13 protein-coding genes are annotated in these 16,801 nt (G+C 46.0%); 8 read left to right on the top strand and 5 right to left on the bottom strand.

All coding sequences use genetic code 11. From position 1 onward, the window contains the following. Positions 1-62 precede the first annotated feature (62 nt). The 5 genes from nrdD (WOA13_RS08490) to WOA13_RS08470 all read left to right on the top strand — a co-directional run bounded on the left by nrdD (WOA13_RS08490) (position 63) and on the right by WOA13_RS08470 (position 8,958). The gene (gene nrdD, locus WOA13_RS08490; RefSeq protein WP_342127744.1) at positions 63-2,366 is read left to right on the top strand and encodes an anaerobic ribonucleoside-triphosphate reductase; all 2,304 of its coding nucleotides are present in this window, start codon (positions 63-65) and stop codon (positions 2,364-2,366) included. 22 nt (positions 2,367-2,388) lie between these two features. Further along, positions 2,389-3,168 (top strand): anaerobic ribonucleoside-triphosphate reductase activating protein, encoded by a 780-nt coding sequence (locus tag WOA13_RS08485; protein ID WP_342127474.1) that lies wholly within the window; start codon positions 2,389-2,391, stop codon positions 3,166-3,168. Positions 3,169-3,241: 73 nt separating this feature from the next. Then, the gene (locus WOA13_RS08480) at positions 3,242-4,117 is read left to right on the top strand and encodes a DUF4349 domain-containing protein (RefSeq protein ID WP_342127473.1); all 876 of its coding nucleotides are present in this window, start codon (positions 3,242-3,244) and stop codon (positions 4,115-4,117) included. 60 nt (positions 4,118-4,177) lie between these two features. After that, positions 4,178-5,173: a thiamine-phosphate kinase gene (gene thiL, locus WOA13_RS08475; protein WP_342127472.1), complete on the top strand. Its 996-nt coding sequence runs from the start codon at positions 4,178-4,180 to the stop codon at positions 5,171-5,173. A 92-nt stretch (positions 5,174-5,265) separates the two neighbouring features. After that, on the top strand, positions 5,266-8,958 hold the full coding sequence (locus WOA13_RS08470) for an S-layer protein domain-containing protein (protein WP_342127471.1): 3,693 nt from the start codon (positions 5,266-5,268) through the stop codon (positions 8,956-8,958). A 242-nt stretch (positions 8,959-9,200) separates the two neighbouring features. Here the strand turns inward: WOA13_RS08470 and WOA13_RS08465 are convergent, their stop codons facing one another. Further along, positions 9,201-9,722: a helix-turn-helix domain-containing protein gene (locus tag WOA13_RS08465; RefSeq protein WP_156146088.1), complete on the bottom strand. Its 522-nt coding sequence runs from the start codon at positions 9,720-9,722 to the stop codon at positions 9,201-9,203. 164 nt (positions 9,723-9,886) lie between these two features. Here WOA13_RS08465 and WOA13_RS08460 point away from each other — a divergent pair, with 164 nt between their 5' ends. The 3 genes from WOA13_RS08460 to WOA13_RS08450 all read left to right on the top strand — a co-directional run bounded on the left by WOA13_RS08460 (position 9,887) and on the right by WOA13_RS08450 (position 12,505). After that, a complete protein-coding gene (locus WOA13_RS08460) occupies positions 9,887-10,882 on the top strand; it encodes an ABC transporter substrate-binding protein (RefSeq protein WP_342127470.1) in 996 nt (331 codons plus the stop codon). A 76-nt stretch (positions 10,883-10,958) separates the two neighbouring features. Then, positions 10,959-11,747 (top strand): ABC transporter permease, encoded by a 789-nt coding sequence (locus tag WOA13_RS08455; protein ID WP_342127469.1) that lies wholly within the window; start codon positions 10,959-10,961, stop codon positions 11,745-11,747. After that, on the top strand, positions 11,747-12,505 hold the full coding sequence (locus WOA13_RS08450; protein ID WP_342127468.1) for an ABC transporter ATP-binding protein: 759 nt from the start codon (positions 11,747-11,749) through the stop codon (positions 12,503-12,505). Before WOA13_RS08455 ends, WOA13_RS08450 begins: the two co-directional genes overlap by 1 nt. Positions 12,506-12,641: 136 nt before the next feature. Here the strand turns inward: WOA13_RS08450 and WOA13_RS08445 are convergent, their stop codons facing one another. From WOA13_RS08445 to WOA13_RS08430, 4 genes are all read right to left on the bottom strand, one after another. After that, positions 12,642-13,076: a polymer-forming cytoskeletal protein gene (locus WOA13_RS08445; RefSeq protein ID WP_342127467.1), complete on the bottom strand. Its 435-nt coding sequence runs from the start codon at positions 13,074-13,076 to the stop codon at positions 12,642-12,644. A 107-nt stretch (positions 13,077-13,183) separates the two neighbouring features. Further along, positions 13,184-13,930 (bottom strand): prenyltransferase/squalene oxidase repeat-containing protein, encoded by a 747-nt coding sequence (locus WOA13_RS08440; protein ID WP_342127466.1) that lies wholly within the window; start codon positions 13,928-13,930, stop codon positions 13,184-13,186. 26 nt (positions 13,931-13,956) lie between these two features. Continuing rightward, positions 13,957-15,765, bottom strand: coding sequence for an anaerobic ribonucleoside-triphosphate reductase (gene nrdD / locus WOA13_RS08435; protein ID WP_342127465.1), 1,809 nt, complete (start codon positions 15,763-15,765; stop codon positions 13,957-13,959). 162 nt (positions 15,766-15,927) lie between these two features. Continuing rightward, a complete protein-coding gene (locus WOA13_RS08430; RefSeq protein ID WP_342127464.1) occupies positions 15,928-16,764 on the bottom strand; it encodes an Mrp/NBP35 family ATP-binding protein in 837 nt (278 codons plus the stop codon). Between the last annotated feature and the right edge of the window lie 37 nt (positions 16,765-16,801).

Genomic DNA, 16,801 nt, shown 5'->3' with positions numbered 1-16,801 from the left:
TCGATGATCCCGAAGGGGAAATAGAAGTGGGTACAAAGGAACAGACGCAGGACTCAGGTAATATGGAAGATGGGATGATGCCTCTTACCGAACCACAGTCAATGCAGCAGACACTTGATGGCCAGTTTATCTCAACAATGCCAAAGGTCAGGACGACCGATGGGCATATGGTGAACTGGGATCGCAACATTGTGGTCAACCAGTTGCTCAAGGAAACTACACTTAGCGAGTGGTATCACGGAATCGATTCTATCACAAAAGAGGAAGCCCATGAGATTGCCAGGGAGACCGAGAAACGTGTCCGCAGCATGAACATCAAGTTCCTCTCAGGTCCGCTTATCAGGGAACTTGTAAATATGATCCTGCTGGAGCGCGGCCATCTTGAATGGCGCAATATCTCAACCAGGGTAGGTTCTCCTGTTTTCGATGCATGTGAGATCGACCAGGGCTCAGGCTTTGAGGCCAATGAGAATGCCAACCTTCAGGAAAATGCCGAGACCTCCCACAAGAAGAAAGCTGACAAGATATCAAAGGAACAGTACCTGCTGTTGCTCCCGCCAAAGGTAGCAGACCTTCACCTCAACGGTGACCTTCACATTCATGATCTTGAGTACTTCGGTACCCGTGCTTTCTGCCAGGACTGGGATCTCAGGTATTTCTTCTACTACGGACTGATGCCTGACGGTTCAGGCGCAAAGGCAAGCGTTGCAGGTCCTTCCATGAAAGCAGAGGTCGCAATGCTCCACGCAGTCAAGGCCCTCGGAAGCGCCCAGACCAACTTTGCGGGCGGACAGGGATTCTACAACTTCCTTACTTTCTGCGCTCCATACTTTGAAGGCAAGTCCTACAAGGAGATAGAGCAGCTCATGCAGATGTTCGTCTATGAGATGACACAGATGATGGTTGCCCGTGGCGGTCAGCTCGTGTTCTCCTCAGTACAGCTCTCACCAGGTGTCCCGAAGATGTGGAAGGACAAACCGGTGGTCTACAGGGGTCGTGTCTGGGATGGTACCGACGGTACCGACAGGCGTGTCTACGGGGACTATGAGCGTGAGGTAAGGCTTGGATTCCAGGCACTCATGAACGTCATGCTTGAGGGTGACTACTGGGGTAAGCCATTCAACTTCCCGAAACCGGAGATCTCCATTGAGCCTGATTTCATGGTAGAGGATGAGATGTTCAACCGTGCACATCCTGACCTCCTTACGTATGATGAACTTTATGATCTCACCTTTGAACTGACTGCAAAATACGGAACTCCTTACTTTGACAACCAGCTTCCTGAATACAGGGGAGCAGGCGAGGGAATATCCTGTTACCAGTGCTGTGCATACCAGTTCTCAGCAACTCCTGAAGAGGATGCTGAGTTCGAGGACAAGATGTACTTTAAGGATGGAAAGCACTTCTCTATGGGTTCCTGGCAGGTAGTTTCACTTAACTGTCCAAGGGCAGCATATGAGGCAGATGGGGATGACCAGAAACTGTTCGCTCACCTGAAACACCTCATGGATGAGGCAATGGATGTGTTCAGTACAAAGGTCAAATGGATGACACCTATCATTGAGAATGGAAGGATGCCATTTGCAACACAGCAGCCAAAGGACCCGGTAACCGGCAAGAAAGGCGCAATTGCTGTGGATATTGATTCCCTTGTGTTCACCATCGGTGTTGTAGGTCTCAACGAGATGGTCCAGTATCACACAGGATCACAGATGCACGAGTCAAAGGCAGCTTTCAAGGTTGGTATCCGTGCCATGACAGAGATGGAGATGTATGGAAGGGAGCTTTCCCAGAAGTACGGCATGGAGATCGCTCTTGCAAGAACACCTGCAGAGACCACCGGCCAGAGGTTTGCAGTTTCCGATATGCTCCACGAGGAGTACCGTGAAAAGGTCCTCTCCGTTGTAAAAGGCGATGTGAATGCAGCAGTTGATGGCATCAAGAACACCCACGACCTGCCTGTTTACTACACCAATGGTACTCACGTACCACCTGGGGCCGATGTTTCCCTGATAGACAGGATCAACATCGAGCATGTATTCTTCCCTATCGTTGACGGTGGAGATATCATGCACATCTGGATGGGCGAGGGTTCACCTGATGCAAAGGGCCTGAAGGAGTTTGCAATGAACATTGCAAGGAACACCCAGGTAGGATACTTTGCTTTCACCAAGGATATGACAGTATGTATGGATGACTTCCACATGATGTCAGGTCTTAAGGATGCCTGTGAGAACTGTGGTTCAGATCACGTTGAACAGCTCTCAAGGGTCACCGGATACATCCAGGCCGTAGGTGGCTGGAATGCTGCAAAGAAGCAGGAACTGGAAGACCGTAAGCGCTACGCTTCAGCTGACATGATCTGATATATCGGGTGTCTGGTATCTGATGAATGTGAACTTTGGGGAGATCATCCCCATTTCTACTGTTGACTGGCACGGAAAAGCGTCAGTCGTTCTTTTTTTACGTAATTGTCCTTACAGGTGTCCATATTGCCAGAACTATGAGATACTCACAGGTTCTGATATGCTTGAAGCAAAGGAGCTTGAAGCAAAGATCGATTCATCTTCCCTGTTTGTGAGCAGCGTTGTTTTCTCAGGCGGTGAACCTCTTGTGCAAAAGAAAGCCGTGATGCACCTTGCTGCCTATGCAAAGAAGAAAAAGCTGCTTGTGGGTATTCATACGAACGGCTACTATCCGGAAGTGGTGGAGGAACTGATCGATGGCGGTCTTGTGGACAAGTTCTTCATTGACGTCAAGGCTCCTCTGGACGATCCTGGGATGTACGGTAAAGCCATCGGGTATGGTGATGATCCTGTTGTTCCTGATCCGGTGGATGTCGTGGAGAAGGTCAGGCAGACAATATCCATTGTAACGGGCAGGGAAGTGGAATACGAACTCCGCACCACTGCTATACGTGGTTTTGTAGGAGACCCTGATGATATTGCAGCGATCGCAAGGTCCATTGTACCTTATGTTTCGGTTTCGGATGCTCCGTATGTTATCCAGCAAGGCCAGCCAGCCCATTCAATGAGGGAAGATCTGCATGATATCGTGCCTTTCTCCCGTGAGGAAATGCTGGAGCTTGCCGAACGTGCTCACGAGTTTGTCGACAATGTGTGGATCAGGACAAAAGAAGGCGGCAACGAGCAGGTTAACTTCGAATGAATCTGAAGTTTAAGCAATTCTTTTATATGTTTGCGGTGTAGCTCTATTTATACAGTTGTAAGGAGCTATCAACATGAAGCGAACATATCCATTACTATTTATTTTCCTGCTCACCTGCGTCATTGCGGCAGGATGCCTCTCATCGGACACTAATACGCAGTATGCACCGCAGGAAGAGAGCTTTTCCTTTGGGAACGATATGGGCAAAATGGCCCTTGATGATGAATGGGATGTTGCCCGTGACAGTCCGTCCAGTGTGGCAGACAGTGGTGAATCCTCAGGCAGCAGCATAACTCGTAAGGTGATCACCACTTCTGATGTTTCCCTTGAGGTAAATGATGCTCAGGAAGCCATTGATTCGGTCGCTGCTATAGCTTTCGAATATAATGGTTATGTTTCTTCTTCATCTGTCTATGATACTTACTATGGTGACGGTGAGAGCATGGCCGGATATATCACCATCCGTATTCCGGCTGCTGATCACGACATCGTGATCAACGATATTGAAGCTCTCGGAAAGGTGACCTCAAAGAGCACCAGTGGAGTCGATGTGACCGAGGAGTACATCGATGTAGAGGCACGTCTGTCAAACCTGGAAAAGCAGGAACAGCGCCTTCAGGAGATCCTTGACATGGCCACAACCGTCGAAGAGGTCCTCGAAGTGGAAAAAGAACTTGGACGTGTTCGCGGTGAGATAGAAAGCCTCATGGGACGGCTCAATTACCTTAATGACAGGATCGACTTCTCCACAATAACAGTAAGTGTCTCTGAGCCCCGCAACATAACCCACTCATGGGGACTTCGTGATGCGTTGTCCGATTCGGTACGTGGTTTCATTGGCAGTGTCAATGGTATAATCGTCTTTATCGGAGTTGCCATTCCAATAGTGATATTCCTGGCAGTTGTTGGAAGTATAGTTATATTCGTTAAGAGAAGGGTCTGGAGGTAACTCTCTTTTCCCTGCTTTTTACCACATTGATATTAAATATTAAAACTATATGGTATTCCTATGGATAGGTCTGATCTGATTTCAAGTATAGATGAACGTGAGCTTGTTTCCAGACTATGCGGTATCTTCAGTCAGGATGAATGTGGCTCCATAATGGCAGGTGCAGGAAAGGATGACTGTGCTGTTCTGGATGTCTTGGATGAGGACTGCATGGTCATCACAACGGACATGCTGCACCGGAAGACCGATTTTCCTGACGTGATGACGCCATGGCAGATCGGCTGGATGTCTGCCGCTGTCAACCTGAGCGATGTGGCTTCCATGGGTGCAAAGCCTGTGGGTTTCCTTTCCGCTTTCGGTGTTACGGAGGACATGCAGCTTGGCGAGGCCGAGGATATCTCCCGTGGCATGGCTGCCTGTGCAAAGTTCTGTGATACATCTGTGATCGGCGGGGATATCGATCTCCACGACGAGTTGACAATAACAGGAACCGCCCTCGGAATGGTGAAGAAAGAACACCTTTTAAGGAGGACCGGGGCAAAACCGGGCGACCTTGTTTGTGTTACAGGAAATGCAGGCTCAGCGGGCGCTTCACTGCTGGCGATTCAGCACGACCTTGATGTCAGCGATGAACTGCTTAACACATTGCTTGAACCTGTACCGCGCACGGAAGAGGGCCAGAAGCTTGCAGCTACCGGTGCGGTCACTTCCATGATGGATACAAGTGACGGTCTGGCAATGTCCCTTTACGATCTGATGGATGCCAATGGAACCGGTTTCAGAATATATAAAGACAAAATTCCTATAGACGATGAGGTTCGCTCTCTTGTAGGCGACGATGATGCTCTTGAACTTGCCCTTTACACAGGAGGAGATTTCGAGCTTCTTTTCACGGTCTCACCTTCGATGCTGGAAGCCGCGAAATCCGTTTGTTATTTAAATGTTGTAGGCGAAGTTATTGATGACACTTTAATAACTATGATAAACAGAGGGGATACAGAAGTTTCGATATATCGAAAAGGTTATGTGCATTTAGGAAGATTTGATAACATATAATCATATAATATTCGGAGAACTAAACTATGAATAAAGGTTTTAAATTATTATTAATGAGTTTGCTCATCTTTGGGATGAGCTGTGGGGTGGCGATGGCTGCACCTACAATAGATATTTCGAATCCGGCTTCACCTCATACAAGTGATGCCGGTGATTCGGTAGATTTCTTTGTACATATAACTGAAACATCTAATGTTACATGGTATATTGATGGTTTACCTGTTCAGTCCGAAACTGGGGTGATTTCAAGTACATATACTAATAATACTGCACCTGAAGGTAGTTATACAGTAGTTGCAAATGCTACATCTGCAACTGGTAGTACTGAGAAATCATGGGATTGGACCGTTTCTGCAACTCCTGCCCCACAGATTACTTCTTTTCATCCATCGGATTTAAGTCCTGAATCTGTAGAAGGTACTTCTCAAGAATTTACTATAGACATAGATCAGGTTTGCGATGTTGAATGGTATATTGATGGTTCATCTGTCGATTCTGATACAGGAGTTACTTCAAGCACCTACACTAATACTAGTGCAACTGAAGGTTCTTATACTGTAGTTGCAAATGCTACATCTGCAAGCGGTAGTGTTGAACTATCCTGGGACTGGACCGTTTCTGCAACTTCTGGCCCACAGATCACCTCTTTTAATCCATCTGATTTAAGTCCTGAATCTGTAGAAGGCACTTCTCAGGAATTTAGCATAGACATTGATCAGGTTTGCGATGTTGAATGGTATATTGATGGTTCATCTGTCGACTCTGATACAGGAGTTACTTCAAGTACCTATACTAATAATAGTGCAACCGAAGGCTCTTATACTGTAGTTGCAAATGCTACATCTGCAAACGGTAGCGTTGAATTATCCTGGGATTGGACCGTTTCTGCAACTCCTGGTCCAGAGATCACCTCTTTTGATCCATCTGATCTGAGCTTTGAATCCATAGAAGGAAATCTACAGGAATTTAGCATAGAAATTGATCAGGATTGTGATGTTGAATGGTATGTGGACGGTGGTTCAGCTGTAAAATCCGAATCTTCTGTTTCATCATCTTTCTATAATGTCACAGATCCTTCAATTGGAACTTACACTGTGACTGTCAATGTATCAAATGCAAATGGGGAAGATTCCAAAGAATGGATCTGGGAAGTCCAGCCCAAAACCTATTTCTCAGGCGACCGCATCTGGGAACAAGGTATTCAGTCCGAAGATGAGTACACCTGGAATTTTTTGAGTTATTCAGGATTCTATTATGACCTTGACACAGGCGAAGGCTCCGAATCTATGACCATCAAAGATATTGGTCGAAAGATCGATGATGGTGATCTTGAATATGAAACAACTGTCATTCCTACAGGATTCGAATATAACGGCTGGAATGAATACGAGGTCATTGGTTTCATGGCTGAGAAGTATTTTGCCGGTTATCCTGAGGATGCATTTGATGACGGTAATGATGCTGTGAGCATGATGTCCAGGGGTCAGCTTTCAAAGGTCCTTATCGACAATGATGACAAGGAATCTGTTTTTTCAGGTGCGGGACTTGTACTTGAAGAAGGATATGTTCTGAATATTGTAGAGGTCGATATAAACGGTGACAGGGTATTCGTCAAGTTATCGAAAGATGGGGATGAGATGGATGAGGCTATCCTTTCTTCAGGTTCCACATATATCTATGAGAAAGACCTTGGTTCTGTTGATGATGTACCTATAATTGCCGTTAATTTCGATGAGATATTTAGTGGTATTGAAACAAATGCCGTTTTCATAAAGGGTATTTTCCAGATCTCAGATGAATATATTGAGGTCGAATCAGGTGATGAATTCGGAGCAATGGAAGTTGGCACAGTTACCTCTAAGAGGATCGAGATGTCAAATGAAGATTCAATTTCACTTGGTGAAGGAGACATTGTCGACGTAATGGGCAAATTAAAGTTCATTGTTGCAGATGATGACACCTTAAGGTTTGCACCATTTGTTGATATGACCGACCCGGGTACTTACGAACTCAGAGGTACTGTTGTAGAGGATGCAGGTTTCAACTGGACCCCGTTGAACTTTGAAGGTTTCTACTACAACATTGATGAAGGTATAGGCACCGAAACCCTTGAAGTGCTTAGCCTTGATGGAAGTAAGATAGATGAAGGAGAACTTGTCTATACCACCACTCCTGAGTCAGTCTCCTTTGAATACAATGGGTGGGAGGACTACGAGGTCATTGGTTTCATGGCGGAGAAGTATTTTGCCGGTTACCCTGAAGATGCATTCAACACCAATACCGATGCTGTCAGCCTTATGTCCAGAGGTCAGCTCTCACAGGTCCTTATCGATGAAGATGATAAGAAATCCGTGTTTGGTGGTACCTCACTTATTCTGGAAGAAGGTTATGCACTGGACATCATTGAGGTCGACATAAACGGTGACAAGGTCTTTGTAGAACTCACAAAGGACGGCGATGAAGTAGATTCCACAGTTCTGTCTTCCGGAACCCCATATGTTTATGAAAGGGATCTTGGAGATGTCGACGATGTACCGATATTAGTCATTAATTTCGACGAGATATTCAGTGGAAGGGAATCCACAGCTGTCTTCATAAGAGGCATATTCCAGATATCTGAAGATTATCTTGAGATAGAGGCTGGCGATGACTTTGGTGAGATGACAGTATCTTCCATTACTTCTAACTATATCGAAATGGAAAATGAAGATTCTATATCACTTTCAGAGGGTGACGAGATAGAGGTCATGGGTGAGATCATGTTCAAGGTCGCTGACGACGACGATGTTGTTCGCTACTATCCATTCGTCGAAGTAACCGTCGAGCCCGATGAGGCCCTTGATGTTGAGGTTGATCCAGAAGTGACCGTTGAAGGCGATGAGGTAGTCATAACCGTAACATCACGTGGTTCCCTTATCAGTGATGCAACCGTCAAAGCAGGAAGTCTTACTCTTGGTACCACAGACGATGAAGGTATAGTGGAATACGAGTTCTCCTCTGATGGCACCTATGAGATAACTGCTGAAAAGGATGGATATGCTACAGGAACTGCTGAAGTTGAGGTGATCTCACCTGACGACCTTAGCAGGAAGATGAGTATCGAAGTAACTCCTGAGGTCATTTATGAGGGTAACCTTGTGACATTTACCATCGTAAAGGCCATTGGTGGAGATCCAATGGAAGATGTCAGAATTTCCCTTGATGGCAAGACCATCGGTCAGACCGGCAGTGACGGTGTTGTGACTGATGTCATAACTGAGCCTGGCATGCACAAGATCGTTGCTGAGAAGTCCGGCTTCCTGGAAGCTGAACTGAACATCGAGGTCAAGGAAATGCAGGCAAAGTTCGAGTTCAGTGATCTTGTACTTGATCCTATTGAGGTAAAGTCCGGTAAGAATGTGGAGATCACATTAAATGCTGTTAACAATGGTAATGCAGAGGGAAGCTACACAGTTGAACTGAGGGTCAACGACAATGTGACCGATTTCCAGGAGATCGTTCTAGGTGTTAACGAAACCACTGAGGTAACGTTCGATTACACTGCAGGAGAACCTGGAAGCTATCTTGTGAAGGTTGGAGGAATGACTGCAACCCTCGAAGTAGTTGAAGGTGTAAGTACAATAGTCTATGCACTTGGTGGGCTGGCTGTCATCGTCCTTGGTGGTGCAGCATATCTCTTCACAGCAGGTGGCTGGACAATTGAGACTGCAGGTCCAAAGGCAAGTGAAGCAATGGCTGCACTTTCCGAAAGGATATCCAATCTGCTTTCTAGAGGAAAGGAATAACTGAAAATGAACCAAATGGCCGGGCCCTTTGGTCCGGTAAGCTGCTGGCAGTAATTGGTCGGCAGCCTCTCTTTTCTTTTTTATTATTTATTCAATGTCTGATCGATAGACCTGACTTTTGATCTTAAGATTTCTCAATTCATAAGGACCAATTATTCTGTTTGCATGAATTGAGCAATCGCTTTCAAAAGTCCAATAATTGGATATGAAAAACAGGTGGGATTAAAAAAGTGAAAGATCGTTCATTCGATCTTACGTGCCACAGTCTCGATAGCTTCGACAAGACTGTTCTTTGGCATTATCGTTGCAACAGGTATGCGGATTATCTTTTCAACGGTGCTGCTGACGATCGGTGCACAAACAAGTGCTTTGGCACCTTCCCTTTCGGCACGGACGGCGGCTATGATGGCTTCTTCCATTGATGTGGCGGAGTATTCTCTGATCGTGCAAAGAGTGCCGGAGATCTTTCTCTTTGTTTCGTTGATGTTATCCAGTACGGGGCGTGCAGCGATGACTGCAATGAACTCCCCTTTTTCTGAGCCTTCTATCGTCCTGATGGTCTTCACTATCTGGCGAAGTGTCCTCATGTTTGGTTCCCTGTTACCTGACATCAACTTATATAGTGTGCTTGGGGGAATGTTTGCATATTCTGAGAACTCTATAGCTGTGAGCTCAAGATCCTCTTTTATGACTTTTAAAAGTGTATTCTGAAATGCCTCATCTGATTCAAAAGCAGCATCTATCACTTTGTTTGCAACACTTATGTTCACTCCTCCAATACAATCCAATTTCCATTTAGGATATCTTTTCCTTCGTATTAATACTTTTAGGACATAATGATGGGATATGTGGTAAGACTTAAATAGTTCATTTTGACGAAATGTTATGTTACTAAGAGTTACAATATAATTTATCAGGAGGTTTTTATATGAAAATCACAACAATTGCATTTATTTCTATCATGCTGGTTGCAGCTGTATTCCTTTCAGGATGTACTTCTACACCTGAGGAAGATGCTGCGATCACAGAGATCAATATCGGCTATCAGCCAAGTACACACCAGATCGCCCACATGACTGCCATGGAGAAAGGCTGGTGGGCAGAGGATCTTGCACCATTTGGTGTTGAGACTGTGAACGAGTTCGAGTTCCCAACAGGTGCTCCTGAGATGCAGGCAATGCTCGCAGGAGAGCTCGATGTTGCTTACGTCGGTGCTGCTCCTGTTATCTCTGCACTGGCTACCGGTCTGGATGCTAAGATCGTTGCAGCAGTCAACACACAGGGTTCCGATCTTGTACTTAGACCTGAAGTTCCTTATGAAAGTCCTGAAGATCTTAAAGGATTAACCATTGCAACCTTCCCTCCGGGAACCATTCAGGATACACTGTTCAGGAACTGGCTTATTGAAAACGGCATTGACCCTGTTAATGATCTTGAAATAAAGGCTATGGGACCGGGACCTGCTAAAGCAGCAATTGCAGCAGGTCAGGTAGATGGTGTATTCCTGCCACACCCTTCACCAACTTTCATTGAAGCAGAAGGAAATGGTCGTACTGTCCTTGCATCAGGTGAGATCATGCCGGATCACCCATGCTGTGTACTGGTTGTAAGCGGTGACCTTATCAGGAACAATCCTGAAATGGTCGAACAGATCGTTATGACCCACATAAAGGCTGTAGAATACGATTCTGCAAACCTTGAAGAAGCTGCGGAAACATACGGTACCAAGCTTACCGCTGATCAGGAGATTGTCCTTGAATCCCTTGAGGATTGGGATGGTGTCTGGTCTGCAGATCCACGTCCGCTTGTAGATTCAACAGTTGATTATGCAAATATACAGTACGAGCTTGGGTTCATTAATGAAGAACTTACAGCAGAAGACATCTTTGATGTAAGTTTCTATGAAGCTGTATCCGAAGAATAAATAGAAACATACATTAATGAACAAAATATATATTGCCGGACCTGAGGGTTAATCCCCTCAGTCATCCGGAGGCAACATGAGTAAAGACAGCACAAAAAGAATTTCAGGCAGGGGTATAGAACTACTTTCTCTTGCTAGTACTATCATTGTGTGGCAACTGGTGGCTGACTATATTGTTGCTAATAAATTCAAGCTTCCGAGTTTTACTGATGTTCTTTTCGCTTTTTTTAAGACTATTGAGACCGGTGCACTGTTTACTGATCTTGCTATAAGTCTGTTACATTTTGGAATTGGTATTGGTTCAGCTTTAGTTATTGGAATCCCCATAGGTGTATCAATGGGCTGGTTCAAGACCGCAAACCGTGCTTTTGATCCTATTATTGAGATCATAAGACCGATTCCGCCTCTTGCATGGATTCCTTTTGCTATAATATGGTTCGGGCTTACGCATATATCTGCAGGATTTGTGGTTTTTGTAGGTGCTGTTTTCCCGATAATAATCAACACTTTTGATGGTTTCAAAAGTGTACCCAAGGTCTATGTGGAAGCAGCAAAGGTTCTCGGTTGCATGTCAAGCAGGTCCCTTATCCGTCACGTTGCTTTCCCTTCAGCCCTTCCTTCCATCGCGTCTGGTATCCGCATAGCAATGGGAGTTGGATGGATGTGTCTTGTAGCTGCAGAAATGTTCGGAGTGAGTAGCAGTGGTCTTGGTTACAAGATCTGGTGGCATTATTACCTGCACCAGATGGACTTTGTACTTGTCTATATGCTGATCCTCGGATTCCTTGGTCTTCTGATAGACAGGATATTCAGGTGGTATGTGGATGGTCGCCTCCTCAAATGGCGTGAAGGGGTCGTGGTATAATGGGTGAAGTAAAAGTATCCGGTGTTTCACTGGAATTCGAAAAGGAAAACGGGGAATCCACCCTTGCATTGGACAATGTAACCCTTGAGATAAAAGACAAAGAATTCGTCTGTTTCATCGGTCCCTCCGGTTGTGGTAAGACAACTCTTCTGAGGACCATTGCGGGTCTTGAGTTCCCGGATTCCGGAGAGATCACCCTTGACGGTGAAAAGATCACTGTCCCTGATTCCAAGAGGGGCATGGTGTTTCAGGAATATTCCCTGTTCCCCTGGAGAACTGTTATCCAGAATATCACATTTGGTCTCCAGATGAAGGGCTTAAGTAAAAATGAATCTCTTGAAAAAGGGGAAAAATACCTGAAGCTCGTCGGTCTTGAGCAGTTCAGGAACAGCTACCCGTATGAGCTCTCAGGCGGAATGCGTCAGAGGGTTGCTATTGCACGTGCTCTTGCAAATGAACCCAAGGTCCTTCTCATGGACGAGCCTTTCGGTGCGCTGGATGCACAGACAAGGAACACGTTGCAGAACGAACTTCTGGATGTGTGGGCAAAGGACCAGATCACTATCATATTTGTCACCCACAGCGTGGATGAAGCAGTTTTCCTTGCAGACAAGATCGTTGTAATGACCGCAAGGCCTGGAAAGATCAAAAAGGTCATTGATGTGGAGCTCCCAAGGCCTCGTGACAGGACAAGTAGTGAAGCTAATGAACTACGTCACAAACTGCTCAGGATGCTTGCAGAGGAAAGGCGGGATTAATCCCGCAAAGATTTTCGATCAATTGGATTCTAGCTATTTCAGTTAATCATGCCTGATCATTGGTCGATATCAGGAATTGATGCTCAATGATCGAAACTGGGAATTAACTATCAAGGATCAATATTTGTTGCCGACATTACATATCGGAACGGACAACGAGTTTTGTTCCGGATTCAATTTCTTTTATGTCAACTTTCCCGATAAGCTCAAGCGCTTTATCAGCTTTTGCAAAAGCCACCTTACAGCCGGGTCTGATGGACATCTGATTTCCGCATATTGCATGGCCTGCGACCTCTACATTGTCAAGCATCGTAAGGTTGTGGACAACATCAACATTCCCTCTGATCTCACAGCGTGTGCTGATCAGTGCATCGCTGGCTTTGACGCTTCCTTTTACAAGGGAAGCTTTACCAAGTTCAAGAGACCCGGTTACCTCAAGGTCCTTCCAGAAGTTTGCACCTGAACCGATGATCATGTTACCATCTATCCTGACACTGTCTTCAAAGAATGCTTTCCTGCGAACGATGTATGTATTTGTTTCCGGGTGATATTTGATAAATCTCTTATCCATTTATGCTCCACATCCATGGCCTTAAACGCGGATCGGTACTGTCCTTCAATATAATTGCGATCTGTAGCGTATTAATCTTTCTTTTTCTGACTCTCTTTTAGTTTCTCTTACTTCCTCTTATTTATTAGATTGTCCTTCAAAAATCCCAGCGTTATAAGCGAGAGTGCGGTTGCTGTAATGTCGCCTTCTCCTTTTCCCCATGAACCATTTGGATTTTGCTTCCTAAGCAGCCATTCCCCTGATCTTTCAAGCTCTTTATTGAACCCTGCAATGGACAATGCCTGGATAACGAGGTTGCTTGTGGATATGAATTTCCACCCTCCATCCTCGTTCCTTTCTGAGAATATCCATCCGGCACGTTCCCTGACGAAATCCGGATACATATTAGTTTGAACGAGGTCACTTTGTTTTATCAGGGCAGTTATGATAAGAGAGGTGGTTCCCACATGTTCCCATTTCTCACCATAGTTCTCAACAAGCCACCTGCAGCCATTCGGCTCGTGAACATCCATATCTGCCAGTGCTATCAGGGCGTAGGTGGTGTCATAAACATCATTATCCCAGGACCCGTTGTCCTGTTGTCTGGAGGCCATCCAGTGCAGGCTATCCCCGATGTTAAAGTTGCTATTAATATTCGATCCAATGTCCAATGCTGCAAGGGCTGAACAGGCTCTTGAGGTTTCCCTTATGGACCCTTCCCAGTTATCTTCACTTCTGAGCTGTACTAGTCGGGAAGAATAGTCATTTTCAACATTCCAGATCCTGCATGCAGTAATAAGGCGTGCAAGTTCCTTTGTACCGGATGCATCCTGCACCTCTGTCCATGCAAATGCCCTTTTTATTGCATCTTCCATGCGATAGATGATGCAGGCATCTTTATTTAGTGTTTTTCATGGAGGTTGTAGCGGTGCCTTTCCTCATACTCTTTCTGTTTTCCGGGGTTCCACTGTTTCACGTGTCCGAAATAGCCTGTGACCCTTGAAACATGGTCAATTGCAGGCTTATTGCAGATGGGGCACTTAAGGTTCATTCCACGTGAGACATGCCGGTTCTCGCAGACCGAGAAGTCAGGTGAGAAGCAGAAGTAAGCAAGTTCCGTCCCTGCAAGTTTCTGTATCAGTTCGCTCATTCCTTCCGGGTCCGGGAAACTCTCCCCCATCCAGATGTGACTGATGGTGCCTCCGGTAAAATATGGATGGAAAGCTGCTTCTATCTTTATTTTCTCTGCAAGGGATATACTTGAGCTGTAGGGCACATGCGTGGAATTCGTGTAGTAAGCATCACGATCAGTTCCCTGCACATGTGCTTTATCGCCGAACCGGGATCGGTCAAGCATTGCCAGTCGGTGTGCGGTGCTCTCTGCAGGTGTCTGTTCGAAAGTATATTCGATCCCGTCCTCTCTTGAGTATGTCTCGATCTTTGCAAGCATGTGGCGGATGATCTTCATACCCAGTTCATGTTGCTCTATCATGCTTTCCCCTGTTAGGTTGAGCAGACATTCATTGAGGCCCACCACGCCGAAGGTCAGGTGCCTTGAACCAAAGTCAAAATAAGGCAGGTCATTTTCAGTTCTCTGAAGCAGCCAGGGAAGTATCTTCCATTCATACAGGGACTTCCTGACGATCTCCTGTCCTTCAAGCAGGGCTTTCCTTGTTATCTCAAGGATCTCATCCAGCCGGTCAAAGAACCCGTCGATATCTCCGCTTTCAAGTGCAATTCCGGGGAGGTTGACCGTAACTATCTTGTTGGAACCACTTCCCATTCCTCCGGCTGTCCACACGCCTCCGGAATGTCGGGCAAGAAGGCGACAACACATGGCCTGAACGGTATTCTCTTCAAGATAGTCCGTGGTCAGGTTCAGGAAGTATGGAGCCCCTGTTGAAGATGTGGCATACATTGTCTTTTTCCACAGCGGATCTTCAAGGTCAAGGTCTTTTGTTATGGCAGTGGTGATCAGCGGAAAAGTGAATGGCAGGCCGTCAGCATCGCCATTTGCTGCGACCTCCATAAAGGCATTGTAGATATCACGTGCCTCCTTTTCAAATTCCGAGTACGTCCTGTCAATGAACTTCCCGTCATAGACCGCGTGTTCATTTGCAAGGGAAGAAGGACAGTTGATACGAAGGCCGATGTTCGTGAAGGCGCTCTGTGCACCGATACGGTTGGACTGGTTCATCTGGAACATGAATCCCTGTACTATCCGGAGCAATTGTTCCTCATCGATATCCGAATAGTGGAGATGTGGTGCAAGCAGCCAGTTGAACATATCAATGGCCTGTGCCCCTGCGAAGAACTGCTGTGAATGCAGCATGAAGGACATGGCATGGAACATGGCTGCATTGAACTGTTTGGCAGGGGCACTTCTGGAATCCGGGAACTTCAGTCCGTCCATGAGGAAGATCCTGCCATCGATACCATTGCAGTATGGCTTGAATGGTTCGCTCAGGTCATGTATTTGTATAATGCCCTCAATGTGTGCGTTTGCAACTTCCTTTGAGTACAGTTTCTCAAGCGCATATCTCTTTTTGAGCTGTGATGCAATATGCATATCGATGACAGAAGGGCTAAGCCGCGTGTTCGCGTTCTCCCTGAGAAGCCAGTTCCTGTCATACAGGACATCGTCTATCAGCTCACCGGTGTCTTCAAAATCAAGACGGTTTATCTCATCTTTGCCTGTGCTCCCACCCATGACTAAATGTCTGGAAGTCAAGCTTTATATATTTATTTAAATAGCCGGAATAATAAAAAACCCATTATGTGTGGGCAATATATTCAAAAAAGAGGTCGTGAGGCATGCCAAAAAAGACCCAAATTGAATCTTTCAGCAATGCCTTTCCTGAGATCACTATTATTATTTTACGAACTCTTCCACAGCATCGACGATCTCATTGAAGACCTTATACCATTCGGAATCGCCTTTGATATCCTCGTGGACCTTTCCACTGTCGCTGGTTGCTGCAACTTCTGTTTCGATAGGCAATGTGCCCAGTACTTTGACACCAAAGTCCTCTGCTGCCTTTGATACTCCGCCTGATCCGAACACGTGTATCATCTCATCACAGTGTGGACAGATAATTCCGCTCATGTTCTCTACCATTCCGATAACAGGAACTTCGATCATGTTTGCGAAGTTGAGTGACTTCCTGACGCTTGTAAGTGCAACGTCCTGTGGTGTTGTGACCACAACGGCACCGTCAAGGTTTCCGATGAGCTGTGCAATGCTCAGTGGTTCATCTCCTGTTCCAGGAGGCAGGTCAATGATCAGATAGTCAAGTGTTCCCCAGTCAACTTCTTCCAGGAACTGCTTGATAGCACTCATCTTTGCAGGACCTCTCCAGATGATCGGTGAATCATCGCTGTCGAGAAGTAGACCTACGGACATCACTTTCAGGTTATCGTTGACCGGAACCGGAACGATACCGTTTTCCCCGACGACCGGTCTCTGACCTTCCACGCCGAACATTGTCGGGATGGTAGGGCCGTGTATGTCGCTGTCAAGAAGGCCGACCTTGTAACCGCGGTCTGCAAGGGTTGCAGCAAGATTAGCGGAGACTGTGCTTTTTCCCACACCGCCTTTTCCGCTCATGACCATGATCTTGTTCTTTATCCCTCTGAGATTGGATACGAGCTTTGGCTCCTCTGGCTTTGCGCTAAGCAGACTTTCAGGTGATTGAATATTGGATGACATTTTACATCTCCTTTTATTATTTTTGAGCGACCAGAGG

Source organism: Methanococcoides sp. LMO-2 (assembly GCF_038432375.1).
GTDB classification, from domain to species: domain Archaea; phylum Halobacteriota; class Methanosarcinia; order Methanosarcinales; family Methanosarcinaceae; genus Methanococcoides; species Methanococcoides cohabitans.
The sequence above is the reverse complement of the archived record's forward strand: the minus strand, read 5'-3'. Positions and strand labels throughout refer to the sequence as shown.